The 12,531-nt window shown below is 71.4% G+C and carries 11 protein-coding genes; 7 read left to right on the top strand and 4 right to left on the bottom strand.

The genetic code is table 11. The features are described 5' to 3' along the window. Positions 1-8: 8 nt before the first annotated feature. Positions 9-860 carry a fumarylacetoacetate hydrolase family protein gene (locus STRBO_RS0119885; protein WP_005474537.1) on the bottom strand — a complete coding sequence of 284 codons (852 nt, stop codon included), beginning with the start codon at positions 858-860 and terminating at the stop codon, positions 9-11. A 408-nt stretch (positions 861-1,268) separates the two neighbouring features. Between STRBO_RS0119885 and STRBO_RS0119880 the strand changes: the two genes are divergently transcribed. The 4 genes from STRBO_RS0119880 to STRBO_RS0119865 all read left to right on the top strand — a co-directional run bounded on the left by STRBO_RS0119880 (position 1,269) and on the right by STRBO_RS0119865 (position 5,840). After that, complete coding sequence (locus STRBO_RS0119880) at positions 1,269-2,318, top strand: sugar ABC transporter substrate-binding protein (RefSeq protein WP_005474539.1); 1,050 nt, start codon at positions 1,269-1,271, stop codon at positions 2,316-2,318. A 90-nt stretch (positions 2,319-2,408) separates the two neighbouring features. Further along, a complete protein-coding gene (locus tag STRBO_RS0119875) occupies positions 2,409-4,073 on the top strand; it encodes a sugar ABC transporter ATP-binding protein (RefSeq protein ID WP_005474541.1) in 1,665 nt (554 codons plus the stop codon). A 2-nt stretch (positions 4,074-4,075) separates the two neighbouring features. Further along, positions 4,076-5,116, top strand: a complete 1,041-nt coding sequence (locus STRBO_RS0119870) for an ABC transporter permease (protein WP_005474543.1) — start codon at positions 4,076-4,078, stop codon at positions 5,114-5,116. A gap of 22 nt (positions 5,117-5,138) precedes the next feature. Next, positions 5,139-5,840: a FadR/GntR family transcriptional regulator gene (locus STRBO_RS0119865; protein ID WP_005474545.1), complete on the top strand. Its 702-nt coding sequence runs from the start codon at positions 5,139-5,141 to the stop codon at positions 5,838-5,840. 39 nt (positions 5,841-5,879) lie between these two features. Here STRBO_RS0119865 and STRBO_RS0119860 read toward each other — a convergent pair whose 3' ends face one another. Next, on the bottom strand, positions 5,880-7,196 hold the full coding sequence (locus STRBO_RS0119860) for a phytase (protein ID WP_005474547.1): 1,317 nt from the start codon (positions 7,194-7,196) through the stop codon (positions 5,880-5,882). Between the two features lie 145 nt (positions 7,197-7,341). Then, positions 7,342-8,601 carry a DUF418 domain-containing protein gene (locus tag STRBO_RS0119855; protein ID WP_005474549.1) on the bottom strand — a complete coding sequence of 420 codons (1,260 nt, stop codon included), beginning with the start codon at positions 8,599-8,601 and terminating at the stop codon, positions 7,342-7,344. A 190-nt stretch (positions 8,602-8,791) separates the two neighbouring features. Here STRBO_RS0119855 and STRBO_RS0119850 point away from each other — a divergent pair, with 190 nt between their 5' ends. Further along, the gene (locus STRBO_RS0119850; RefSeq protein WP_005474551.1) at positions 8,792-9,469 is read left to right on the top strand and encodes a response regulator; all 678 of its coding nucleotides are present in this window, start codon (positions 8,792-8,794) and stop codon (positions 9,467-9,469) included. Continuing rightward, complete coding sequence (locus tag STRBO_RS0119845; protein ID WP_005474553.1) at positions 9,466-10,587, top strand: sensor histidine kinase; 1,122 nt, start codon at positions 9,466-9,468, stop codon at positions 10,585-10,587. The genes STRBO_RS0119850 and STRBO_RS0119845 overlap by 4 nt, the downstream gene beginning before the upstream one ends. 424 nt (positions 10,588-11,011) lie before the next feature. Here STRBO_RS0119845 and STRBO_RS44690 read toward each other — a convergent pair whose 3' ends face one another. Continuing rightward, complete coding sequence (locus tag STRBO_RS44690; protein ID WP_005474555.1) at positions 11,012-11,503, bottom strand: response regulator transcription factor; 492 nt, start codon at positions 11,501-11,503, stop codon at positions 11,012-11,014. 257 nt (positions 11,504-11,760) lie between these two features. Here STRBO_RS44690 and STRBO_RS0119835 point away from each other — a divergent pair, with 257 nt between their 5' ends. Beyond that, a complete protein-coding gene (locus STRBO_RS0119835; protein ID WP_005474556.1) occupies positions 11,761-12,444 on the top strand; it encodes a response regulator in 684 nt (227 codons plus the stop codon). The last annotated feature ends 87 nt before the right edge of the window (positions 12,445-12,531 follow it).

The raw sequence follows: 12,531 nt of genomic DNA, 5'->3' as shown, positions 1-12,531 counted from the left end.
GGTGCCTTTCACGCTTGGCCGAAGGTCTGGCGCTGGCTCCCGAGCCCGTCGATCTCTAGCTCGACGGTGTCACCGGGGCGGAGGAAGGGGGTGCCGGGCAGGCCGAGGGCGACGCCCGCGGGCGTACCGGTGTTGATCACGTCGCCGGGTTCCAGGACCATGTACCGGCTGAGGTACGCCACGATCTCGTGGACGGGGAAGATCATGTCGCCGGTATGGCCGTCCTGGCGCTTGACGCCGTTGACGCTCAGGCGCAGCCCGAGGTCCTGCGGGTCGCCGGCCTCGTCGGCGGTGACCAGCCAGGGGCCCATCGGGTTGAAGGTCTCGCAGGACTTGCCGAGGTCCCATTGCGAGGAGTGTTCCAGCTGGAACTCGCGTTCGGAGACGTCGTGGCTGACCACGTATCCGGCGATCACGTCGGCCGCCTCCTCGGGGTCCTCCAGGTAGCGGGCCCGGCGTCCGATGACGACACCCAGCTCGACCTCCCAGTCGGTCTTCACCGAGCCACGCGGGACGAGCACCTCGTCGTAGGGGCCGACGACCGTGCCCGGGTCCTTCATGAACACGACGGGGCGGGGCGGGATCGCGGCGCCGGTCTCGGCGGCGTGGTCGCGGTAGTTCAGTCCGACGCAGACGATCTTGCCGGGCCGGGCGAGAGGGGCGCCGATCCGCAGGCCCTCGGTGTCGAGCACAGGGAGTCCGCCCGCCTCGACGGCGGCGCGGGCGCGGTCGACCCCACCGGAGGCGAGGAAGGCGCCGTCGATGTCGCAGGCCACGGAGGACAGATCCAGCAGCCGGCCGTCGTCGGTACGGACGGCGGGCCGCTCCTCTGTCGGGGCGCCGACGCGTAGCAGTTTCACTGGGGCAGCTCCCTTGCCATGGGTTCCACCATTCATCGGAGGAATGGCGCACCGTGACTTTAGGGGCACTTCGTCGCGCTGACAACGTATTCCTCGGATGAATTTGATCGACGGGGACCTGCCGCGCAGGTAACAGATCCGTTATGTACGACATAGGCCCCGTGACACCCGCCACATCACCCCCCGGTCACGCTCAGAAGTCAGAGGGAGAGACCTCTTGTCAACTCCGGCAATGCCGTCGTAACGTCCTCGTCGTCCGAGATACATCGGAGGAATCGCCCCACCACATCGTGGCCGGTCAAACTCCGCTGCTCGTTCACCGGTTGACACCCGACCCTCCCCTCCGACGGTCCACGCATGCCTGCACCGGAGGGCGGCCTCCCCGTCCTGGCTAAGGAGAACCCGGCCATGAAGATCGCTCGCACCCGCTCCACCGCCGCAGCGGCCTGCGCCCTCGCGGCCCTCACCCTCCTGACCGCGTGCAACCGCGACAGCTCCTCCGGCTCGGCCGGCTCGGGCGGCGACAAGCCCGCCATCGGGATCGACCTGCCGCGCTCCGACTCGGACTTCTGGAACTCCTACGCCGAGTACCTGAAGAAGGACGTCAAGTCCGAGGACATCAACGCGCTGCCGCTCAGCAACTCGCAGAACGACATCACCAAGCTGGTCGCCAACGTGCAGGTGTTCCAGAACACCGGCGCCAAGGCCGTCGTCATGGCCCCGCAGGACACCGGCGCCATCGCCTCCACCCTCGACACCCTCGCGTCGAAGAAGATCCCCGTGGTCAGCGTCGACACCCGGCCCGACAAGGGCGACGTCTACATGGTCGTGCGCGCCGACAACCGGGCGTACGGCACCAAGGCCTGCGAGTTCCTCGGCGAGCAGCTCGGCGGCAAGGGCAAGGTCGCCGAACTGCAGGGCGCCCTGGACTCCATCAACGGCCGCGACCGCTCCGAGGCGTTCGCGGAGTGCATGAAGACGAAGTTCCCCAAGATCAAGGTCTTCGAGCTGCCCACCGACTGGAAGGGCGACGTGGCCTCCGCCAAGCTGCAGAGCCTGCTCGCCCAGCACCCCGACCTCAACGGCATCTACATGCAGGCCGGCGGTGTCTTCCTGCAGCCGACCCTGGCGCTGCTGGAGCAGAAGGGCCTGCTGAAGCCGGCCGGGCAGAAGGGCCACATCTCGATCATCTCCAACGACGGCATCCCGCAGGAGTTCGACGCCATCCGCAAGGGCCAGATCGACGCCACCGTCTCCCAGCCCGCCGACCTCTACGCCAAGTACGCGCTGTACTACGCCGAGGCCGCGGCCGAGGGCAAGAAGTTCAAGCCGGGTGCCACCGATCACGACTCCACGATCATCGAGATCCCGAACGGCCTGGAGGACCAGCTGCCGGCGCCGCTGGTGACCAAGGACAACGTGGACGACAAGTCCCTGTGGGGCAACAACGTCGGCTAGCCCCCGCAGGGCCGACGACCAGGCGGAGGGACGCGGCCCGTCCCTCCGCCCGCACCCCCCGCATCCCTCCCACGAAGGACGGTATCCACCATGGCGGACACCGCGACCGCCGCGGCGAACGGCGGCGGGACTCCCGGCGCCGGGAGTCCCGCCCCGGTGGCCGAGGCCACCGGCATCAGCAAGAGGTTCGGAGCCACCGTCGCGCTGCGCGACGCCCGGATCACCATCGCCCCCGGCGAGTCACACGCGCTGGTCGGCCGCAACGGCGCCGGCAAGTCGACGTTGGTGTCCATCCTGACCGGACTGCAGCCCGCCGACACCGGGACCCTGCGCTTCTCCGGCGAGGCCGCCCCCGCGGTCGGCGACATCGACGCCTGGCGCTCCAGGGTCGCCTGCGTGTACCAGAAGTCGACGATCATCCCCGAACTGACCGTCGCCGAGAACCTCTTCCTGAACCGCCAGAGCGACGGCGCGATGCGGCCCATCCGCTGGAAGCACTTGCGTTCGCGGGCCGAGGAGTTGCTCGCCGGATACGGCGTGGACGTGAAGGCCGACGCGCGGGCGAGGGATCTCACCGTCGAACAGCGGCAGTTCGTGGAGATCGCGCGGGCGCTGTCGTTCGGCGCGCGCTTCATCATCCTCGACGAACCGACCGCGAAGCTCGACGCCCGCGGCATCCACCGCCTCTTCGGCAAGCTCCGCGACCTCCAGCGCCAGGGCGTCGCCTTCCTCTTCATCTCGCACCATCTGCAAGAGGTGTACGACCTCTGCACCACCGTCACGGTCTACCGCGACGCGGCCCACATCCTGACCGCGCCCGTCGCCGGACTCGGCCACCAGTCACTGGTGGAGGCCATGACCGGGGAGAGCACCGTGACGGCGGCGGCAGCCGTCGAGAACCGCGCCCCGGTCCGGTCCGACGCCCCCGCACTCCTCACCGTCGAGGGCCTCACCCTGCCCGGCGCCTGCGAGAACCTGTCGCTGACGGTGCGCGCGGGCGAGGTGGTCGGTCTGGCCGGCGCCGCGGCCAGCGGCAACGTACGGGTCGGCGAGAGCGTCGCCGGGCTGCACCGCCCCGAGCAGGGCACGATCTCCGTCGGCGGGCGGCGGGTGCGCGGCGGCAGCGTGCCGTCGGCGCTCGCCGTCGGCGTCGGGCTGGTCCCGGAGGACCGGCATCTGCAGGGCCTGGTCAACAACCGCAGCGTGGCGGAGAACGCCACCCTCACCGTCACCGACCAGCTCGGTCCGTACGGCACGGTGCTGCCCGCCCGGACCAGGACCTTCGCCCAACGCATGATCCGCGACCTCGACATCAAGACGCCGGGCGGGTCCACCCCCGTGTCGGCCCTGTCGGGCGGCAACCAGCAGAAGGTCGTCGTCGCCCGCGCCCTGGCCACCGACCCCCAGGTACTGGTCGCCATCCGCCCCACCAACGGGGTGGACGTCAAGTCCAAGGAGTTCCTGCTGCGCCGGATCCGGCAGGTCGCCGACGGCGGGAAGGCCGCGCTGATCGTCTCCGACGAACTGGACGACCTGAAGGTCTGCGACCGACTCGTGGTGATGTTCCACGGGCGGGCGGTCGCCGAGTTCGACCGCGGCTGGAAGGACGAGCACGTGGTCGCCGCCATGGAAGGCGTGGCCGGACGCGTGGAGCCCTCCGCCGAGGGCGCTGCGGACCGGGCGCAGACGTCCGGCGCCGCTTCCGACGACCGGGCGGACACCGCCTCGGACACCACCGAAGAGCACGGAAGGTAGTCATGTCCGCCACCACTGATGTCACCGACCCCGCCACGAGCACGGCGCGGGAGACCACCGGGGACACCCGCCGCGGGCTCGGCCTCGGTCGCTTCCGTGAGCTGTCCCTGGTCCCGGCGATCCTCGTCCTCGGACTGATCGGGTTCATCGTCTCGCCGGCCTTCCTGACCGCCGACAACCTCATCGGCGTGGCCCAGCAGTCCACCGAGCTGAGCCTGCTGGTGCTGGCCACCGCCCTGATCCTGGTCTGCGGGCGGATGGACCTGTCCCTGGAGTCCACCATCGGCGTGGCGCCCGTCATCGCCGTCTGGCTGGTCCTGCCGACCAGCGGCGCCCGGTTCACCGGGCTCGGGCTGCTGCCCGAGTGGACGGCCGTACCGCTGTGTCTTGTGGTGGGTGTGGTGATCGGGGCCGTCAACGGATTCCTGATCCTGAAGCTGCGCCTCAACGGGTTCATCGTCACCCTCGGCATGCTCACCATGCTGCGCGGTCTCCAGGTCGCCCTGTCCGAGGGCCAGTCCATCGTCGAGCTGCCCTCCTCCTTCACCTACCTGGGCAAGGCGTCCTGGCTCGGTGTGCCGGCCGCGATCTGGATCTGTGTGATGCTGTTCGCCCTCGGCGGCAGTGCGCTGGCCTGGCTGCGGCACGGGCGGGCGCTGTACGCGATCGGCGGCAACGCGGAGGCGGCCCGCACCGCCGGTATCCGGGTGGACCGGATCGTGTGGGCGGTGCTGATCCTCGGCAGTGTGCTGGCCGCGTTCGCCGGCATCCTCTACAGCGGTCACTACGGCTCGATCTCCGCCACCCAGGGCAGCGGCTGGATCTTCCAGGTCTTCGCCGCGACCGTCATCGGCGGGGTCAGCCTCAACGGCGGCAAGGGCTCGGTGTTCGGCGCGCTCACCGGTGTGCTGACGCTCCAGCTCGTCGTCAACGTCATGACGCTGGCCGGTGTCCCGCCGCTGTGGAACCAGTTCCTCAACGGCGCGATCATCATCGTCGCACTGATCATCTCCCGCTTCGCCTCGGGCGAGAAGCAGGAGTAGGCCCGCAACAGGGAGGCCTCTCATGGCACTGACCGACGAGGCGATGGACAAGATCAAGGCGATGATCGTGGCCGGTGAGCTGGCGCCGGGATCGCGCCTGCCCAAGGAGGAGATCCTCGCCGCCCAGCTCGGCCTGTCCCGCAGCTCGCTGCGGGAGGCGGTACGGGCCCTGACCGCGATGCGCATCCTGGTCACCCGGCAGGGCGACGGCACCTACGTGTCCAGCCTGGAGCCGCACCTGCTGCTGGAGACGCTCTCCTTCGCCTCGGACGTCTCCCAGGGGCGGACGGCCCTGCAACTGCTCCAGGTGCGGCGGCTGCTGGAACCCCAGGCCACCGGGACGGCCGCCGCCCTGCTCTGCGCCGACGACCTCCGGGACCTCGGCACCATCCTGGCGAAGTCGCGGGCCGCCGCCACGGTCGAGGAGTTCGTCGGCCACGACATCGCCTTCCATCTGCGGATCGTGGAGGCGGTCGGCAACCCGGTGCTGTCCATGCTGCTGCGGGTGCTCTCCACCCGGACCCAGCGGGCCCGGATCGTCCGGGGCACCCGCACCGAGCGGGCCGTGGAGCACGCGCACCGGGAGCACGAGGAGATCCTGCGCGCCCTGCGGGCCCGTGACGCCGCCCTGGCGGTCTCCGCCGCGACGGTCCATGTCGCGGCCGTGGAGCAGTGGATGGCGGCCGGGCTCGACGAGGACCCCCTCGGCGCGATCGGGGACTGACCGCGCGAAGGGGCCGAGGGGGCGTCAGGAGTCCGGCGCTCACATGCCGGTGGCGTCCACCAGGTCACCGAGGTCGACGAACTTGAACCCGGTGGACGTGCGGGTGCCGCCCTCCCCGTCCGGGACCCCCGGGGTCTCCTGGCCGTCCTGGACGACGAGGAGGCCGCGCGGATAGCGGTGGCCGAGCGGGGCGTTGAGGACGGCGGCGCCGTCGCACTCCTGCACCCCGTCGAGGGTGTCCGACGCGGCCCCGATCCGGAAGCCGCCCTCGTACTCGTTCCCTTCGCCCACCTCGCGGTCGTACAGGGCGAAGGTGTCGTCGCCCTGGCTGGAGGCGAGCAAGTAGCCGTCCCCGTCCGGCTCCTGATAGAGCGTCAGGCCCTCGACGTCGGCCGACAGCCGCTTACCGCCGAAACCGGGGTCGGCGCCCGGCACGCACTCCTCGCTCTCCTCGTCGTAGGTGCCGGGGACGCCGTATTCCCTGGTCCTGTCGACCAGGACCGGCCTGCCGGTGAGGTCGGCGCGCAGCCGCCAGATGCCGATGTCCTCCTGGCCGGCGTACAGGGTGCCGGTGGCGGGATCGACGGCCATGCCCTCCACCTGCGGAAGCTCCCCGGGCTCACCGCAGGGGCTCCACGTCGTGCCGTCGGGCAGCCGGAAGGAGGAGGGCAGGTCGAGGGTGCGGATCCTGCGGTAGCCGACCCTGCCGTCGGCCGTCGGAAGGAGTTCGAGCAGGGCGAGGCGGGTGCGCTCACGGCGGCTGACCAGGGCGTAGGAGCGGCCGGTGGCCTTGTCCGTCCAGGTGGCGAGGCCGTACGCGGTGCGCTGGTCGTTGATCTCGGCCTGGTCGGCGGAGAACACGGGGGCGGCGGCCGGGTCGGTGACGTCGGTCAGCGGCCGCTTCGGCCGGGCGGGGTCGATGCGGTAGATCCGCAGCCGGTCGTTGCCCCGGTCGCTGACCACGGCCACGTCGGTCCGGCCCGCCGGGGTGCGCAGGCCGGTGACGAGGTCGACGTTGTTGTAACGGCCGGGGGCGTCGTCCCGCGTCGGCGGCTTCGGCGCGGGCAGCGACTGCACCGGGCGGGCGTCCAGATCGTAGACGCGCAGCCCGCCCTCCTTCGCGGTGGCGACGACGAGACTGCGGCCGGGGTCGGCCGGGTTCCGCCAGATCGCCGGGTCGTCGGCGTCGGAGCTGCCGCCCACCTCGTCGTCGTACAGCGCGGCCGACTCGCTCGTCGCGGTCACCGTCGGGAGTGCGGACCCACCCGCGCCCGCGGGGGACACCGCGAGCGTGACGGTCAGCGCGGTGACCGTGGCGAGGAGGGCGGCTCTTGCAGCAGTACGGGGCGTTCTCACAGGGGTTCGCTTCCTTACCGTCGTGTATGCCGTCGATGGCCGGGCCACGCAAAGGGTGCGAGGAGAAGCTTGCGCGCAGGCAGACGTGACCTGTCCATGCCGAAGCCGTCGATCGGCCGCGGTTCGGCCGAACTTCGCCCGGTCGTCACCTGAGGTGACGCGCCGGGCGCGTGGCGAGGTGGAGGAGGTGCTCCAGGGGGCCGCGGCGGAAGCAGCTGGTCCAGACGGTGGCGAGCACCATCGCGACCGAGGCGTAGAGGAGGAGGTCGACCAGGGCCGGTCCGGTTTCTTCCTTCATGCCGAACTCCCTGATGGCGAGGATGTGCAGCACGTACGCGGTCAGCGCCGTCATGCCGACCGCGCGTACGGGACCGGCGAGGCGGGTGAGGCGTGGCAGCCGGTCCGCGGCCGTCACGCACGCCACCACCACGAGCAGCGCGACACCGGTGTTGCCGAGAAGGGAGAAGGTCGTCTGGCTGTGCGGCGCGCCCACCAGGAGCCAGGCCGCCGGGGTGCCGTCGACGAGGTCGCCGACGGTGTCGGACCACCAGGCCGAGGCGGCCGGACCCCCGTCGGTGGCGGCGGCGACGGTGGCCCGCGCGTGCGGGACGAGGCGCAGGGCCAGCCAGGAGCCGCCGTGGCCGAGGAGAGCCAGCGCGCCTGCGGTGACGGCCAGTGGGGTGCGTACCGTACGACGGGTGAGGTCGAGGCGGGCTACGGCCATACCGGCGAGCATGTACGACGCCCAGGTGAGCACGGGGTACGCGCCCGTGAACAGCAGCTCCACGAACCCGTCCGTGTCGCTGACCCGGGCCAGCGGGTCGGCGGCGATGATCGCGTCCGCCCGGCTCCCCTGCTCGATCGACTGCCGTACCACGTACAGGACCTGGGGCAGGACGAGCGCGCCGGCGGCGGCGAGGAGTGCGAGGGTCCGGGCGCGCAGCCGGTACAGCGGGAGGATGACGAGGAAGGTCAGCCCGTAGAAGGCGAGGATCACGTCCACGTCGGTGTCAAGGGCGGTCAGGGCGAACCCCAGGACGATCAGGACCACGGACCGGATGACCATCCGCGTCACCGCCTGCCGCCCGGCGCGCCCGGTGCGCGGCTGGGGCCGACCGGTGATCAGTACGAGGGTGAAGCCGGCGAGCAGTGCGAACAGCGCGGAGGATCGGCCCCGCGCCAGCTCCATGACGAGGCCCAGCGGCCCGCCGGCCCCGGGGTCGGGGCCGACATGCGCGGCGAACATGCCAAGGACGGCGAGCCCGCGGGCCAGATCGACGCCGAGCAGCCGTCCGGTCGAGGGGTCCGGGGAGAGCCCGGCGGGACGGTCGGCGGCGCACGGGGTGACGGCGGCCGGCAAGGTCACCGGCCGGGACGACGGTTGCGATGACGTCGGTGATGTCATGGCCTTCAGCGTCGGGGGCGCGAGGGGCGCGAACCCATCCGGCGGGTGGCTGGACGATTCCCGCCGACCGGCCGGGGTCACCCCCGCCAGGTGACCGGAAACCGGGAGAAAAGGGAACCCGGCGGCGGTCCCGGACGTCGTAGGTGTTCGGGACAGCTCCAGAGGTGGTCCGACGGCGAGCGGAGCACGGGTGATCCGGGTACTGGTGGTCGACGACGAAGCCCTCATCCGCACGGGCTTCGAACACATCCTCAACTCCGCGGACGACATCGACGTGGTGGCGGCGGTCCCCGGCGGCCGCGCGGTCCACGCCGTACGGCAACTGCGCCCCGAGGTCGTCCTGCTGGACATCCGGATGCCGGACGTGGACGGGCTCACCGTCCTCGCCGAACTCCGCGGACTCCCCCGCCCTCCCGTGGTGGCCATGCTCACCACCTTCGACATGGACGAGTACGTGGCCGCCGCCCTGCGCTCGGGGGCCGCGGGATTCCTCCTCAAGGACACCGACCCGGAACAACTGCCCTGTCTCGTACGCACCTTGGCGGCGGGCGGGGTCGTGCTGTCGTCGCGGGTGACCCGCACCGTCGTCGACGGCTATCTGGACAACGGCCCCCGGCAGGCCGCCGTCCGGCTCGTCGAGCGGCTCACCGCACGCGAGCGGGCCGTCCTCGTGCTCATCACCGAGGGGCTGTCCAACACCGACATCGGTGACCGGCTGCATCTGAGCACCGGGACGGTCAAGGACCATGTGAGCGCACTCCTCACCAAGCTGGAGGTGAGCAGCCGGGTACAGGCGGCACTGCTGGCCGAGCGCTCCGGTCTGCTCAGGCCGTCGCGTCCCGTCGCCGGCGAGGGGGACGGCGGATGAGGCGCCTCGCCCGCATCCCGCACGGGCCCGCCATGGACGCGGTGCTCGTCGCCGCCTCGCTGCTGGACGTGTGGATCCACGACGTGGGCCCCCATCACCCCCGGGAACTGGCCGCCGCCCTGCTCGCGACCCTGGCGCCGGCCCTGCGCCGCAGGCTGCCACTGCCGACCTTCCTGCTCACCCTGCCGACGGCCCTGTTCACCGACGCGGTGTTCGCCACGCTGGTGGCGCTGTACACCCTCGCCTCGCGCACCCATCACCGGGTGCTGCTGGCCGTGTGCGCGCTGGCGTTCACCGTCTGCGACCTCACCTGGTGGTCGTGGCCGTCACCGGAGTTCACCGACCTCGACGACCGCCAGGCACTCATCCCCCTGTCCTACAGCGTGGCGCAGGCGACCGCGCCCCTCTTCCTCGGGCAGCTCGTCCAGGCCCGCCGGGAGCTGTCCCTGCGGCTCGTCGAGGTCTCCGAGGCGCGTGAGCACGAGCGGCTGCTGATCGCGCAGAGCGTCCTGGCGAAGGAACGCGCCCAGCTCGCCCGCGAGATGCACGACGCGGTCTCCCACCAGGTCAGCCTGATCGCCGTGCGCGCCGGGGCCCTCCAGGTCGGCAGCCGGGATCCGGAGGTGAAGGAGGCCGCGGCCACGATCCGGCGGCTCGGCGTGCAGACCCTGGACGAACTGCGGCACATGGTCGGCGTGCTGCGCGCCTCCGGCAGCCGTCCCACCGATCTGACCCCGCAGCCCTCCCTCGCCGACCTCGACCGGCTCGTCACCGGCAGCGGCATCGACACCCACCTGCGGACGGACCTGCCCGACGGCCTCCCGCCGCCCGTGCAGCGTGCCGTCTACCGCACCGTCCAGGAGGCCCTCACCAACATCCGCAAGCACGCCCCCGGTGCCACGGCCACCGTCAGCCTCGTCCGACGGGACGGCACCCTGCACGCCACCGTCACGAACACCGCCCCCAGCCGCCCGGCCCTCTCCCTGCCGGGCGCCCACCACGGCCTGATCGGCCTGCGCCAGCGAGCCGAACTCCTCGGCGGCACGGTCACGTCCAGGCATCTGCGGGACGGGGGCTACGAACTGCGGCTGGAGCTGCCCATGGACGGAACACGCTGAACCGCCCCGGGGCCGGTCCCCGCCAGGTCCGGCCCCTCGTCGCGTCCGGCCGTTGTCGCGGTCGCAGGACAGGCTGTCGTTCTCCACCGCGTCGGCCATGGCCTGCGCGCCGGTGTCGTCCGGGTGCGGGTGATCGCCGTTGTCCAAGGGCGGCAGGGTCCGCTCGTGGTCGCAGGGGGCCGGGATCTCCGGCGCCGGCCGTAGGCGATCGACCGGCATCAGCCTGCATCGGCCGTCGATCACCGTCGGCAACGGCGATCACCGTCAGCACCCACATGCCCCCGGCTGTCCGTGCCGGCGCGAGGGTGCGCCGGTCGCCCGTGGCCGTGGCCGTGGCCGCAGGAACACTCCTACAGCCGCCACAGCCCTGCGGCCGACCCGCACGGCCACCGGGCCGGAGCTGAGCCCCCCGGCCCTTCGACGGCTACGCGATGCCCACGGGCCGAGCCCGGACTCCGTTCCGCCCCGTCAAGCGGAACGTTTCATCGAGCCGATCGGGGCGTCCCGGGCGCCCTGCGCGATCCGGACGGTCCGCCCGGTCCCCGCGGTCCATCCGGTTCACCCTGTCCAACCTGTCGGACCCTTCCAACCCGTCCGTCCTGGCCCACGGATCCGACCGACCCGTCCGACCCGTCCGATCCGACCAGTCGCCCTTCTCGCCCACGTCGTCCCTCTCACCGCGGTCGGGCTTCTCCGACCGGTCCGTCCCTAGCGCCAGGATTCCCGCACGCAAGGCCGTGACGATGAGATGCGTGCGGTTCTTCGCGCGCAGCTTCTCCCGGATGCTGCGCATATGAGAGGCCACCGTGCGGGGTGAGATCGACAGGCGCCGGGACATGTCCGCGTCCGACATTCCGTGGGCGGCCAGCAGGAGGATCTCCAGTTCCCGGGCGCTGAGTCGGCTGTCGCTGTGCATTGCCATGGGGTGCCTGCCTTACTCGGAGGGGGTCGAGGACCCGTGGGTCGTCCGCCTGGTGCGCTGTGACTCTCCCGTGACATCCGATCCCCGGGCATCGACCGTTCGACCGATACCCGGCAGTAGACATCGGCCGATCGGCCCGTCCTGCCGCCGGAGCACGTCTTTCGCCGGGAATAGTCCAACTGCACTGTTCTGCATGGCAATTGGGTCCGGCGGCTTCTGCGGAAGGCCGGACCGGACACCTGGTCCGTGGCATGCTCGGCCACGTGAGCGACACCCCCACACGCGTGATGATCGCCGACGATCAGGACCTGGTCCGGGCCGGCTTCCGTCTCATCCTGGACGCCCAACAGGGCATCGAGGTGGTCGGGGAGGCCGCCGACGGGCTCGCGTGCGTGGAGCTGGCGCGCGTGCTGCGGCCGGACGTTTGCCTGGTGGACGTCCGGATGCCGAAGCTGGACGGACTGGAGGTGACCCGGCTGCTCGCCGGGCCGGGCGCGACGTACCCGACGCAGGTCGTGGTGGTCACCAGCTTCGACCAGGACGACTACCTCAATGTGGCGCTGCGCAACGGCGCGTGCGGTTTCCTGCTGAAGGACGCCACGCCCGCGCTACTGATCGAGGCGGTACGGGCGGCGGCGCGGGGCGACGCGCTGGTCTCCCCCGGCGTCACGGTCCGGCTGCTGCGACTGCTGGAGGAGCGTACGTCGGCCGACACCGGCGGTGTGCCTCAATCCGTGCTCAGCGCACGGGAGTTGGATGTCGCCCGGCTTGTCGCTGTGGGCCGCACCAACCAGGAGATCAGCGACGAGCTGTGTCTGTCCCTGTCCACGGTGAAGACACATCTGGGGCACATCCATCACAAGCTCGGCGTGCGCAACCGGGTCGAGGTGGCCGCGTGGGCCTGGGCCAACGGGACGGTACGGACGGAGCGTTGAGTGAGATGTCGCGTTCCTCCTGTGGAGAACCTGTGTCCCTCCCCACAGATCGGCGCTCCGCCTGCCGGGCAGGCATGTGCATGCCTA

Origin of the sequence: Streptomyces bottropensis ATCC 25435 (genome assembly GCF_000383595.1) — a bacterium.
In the GTDB taxonomy this organism is placed as follows: domain Bacteria; phylum Actinomycetota; class Actinomycetes; order Streptomycetales; family Streptomycetaceae; genus Streptomyces; species Streptomyces bottropensis.
The sequence above is the reverse complement of the archived record's forward strand: the minus strand, read 5'-3'. Positions and strand labels throughout refer to the sequence as shown.

What these genes read in the sequence shown, in the direction of transcription:
- STRBO_RS0119865 (WP_005474545.1), top strand. Translation starts at nt 5,139, where the DNA reads ATGGCACTGACCGACGAGGCGATGGACAAGATCAAGGCGATGATCGTG.
- STRBO_RS0119875 (WP_005474541.1), top strand. Translation starts at nt 2,409, where the DNA reads ATGGCGGACACCGCGACCGCCGCGGCGAACGGCGGCGGGACTCCCGGC.
- STRBO_RS0119855 (WP_005474549.1), bottom strand. Translation starts at nt 8,601, where the DNA reads ATGACATCACCGACGTCATCGCAACCGTCGTCCCGGCCGGTGACCTTG.
- STRBO_RS0119880 (WP_005474539.1), top strand. Translation starts at nt 1,269, where the DNA reads ATGAAGATCGCTCGCACCCGCTCCACCGCCGCAGCGGCCTGCGCCCTC.
- STRBO_RS0119835 (WP_005474556.1), top strand. Translation starts at nt 11,761, where the DNA reads ATGCTCGGCCACGTGAGCGACACCCCCACACGCGTGATGATCGCCGAC.
- STRBO_RS0119845 (WP_005474553.1), top strand. Translation starts at nt 9,466, where the DNA reads ATGAGGCGCCTCGCCCGCATCCCGCACGGGCCCGCCATGGACGCGGTG.
- STRBO_RS44690 (WP_005474555.1), bottom strand. Translation starts at nt 11,503, where the DNA reads ATGCACAGCGACAGCCGACTCAGCGCCCGGGAACTGGAGATCCTCCTG.
- STRBO_RS0119870 (WP_005474543.1), top strand. Translation starts at nt 4,076, where the DNA reads ATGTCCGCCACCACTGATGTCACCGACCCCGCCACGAGCACGGCGCGG.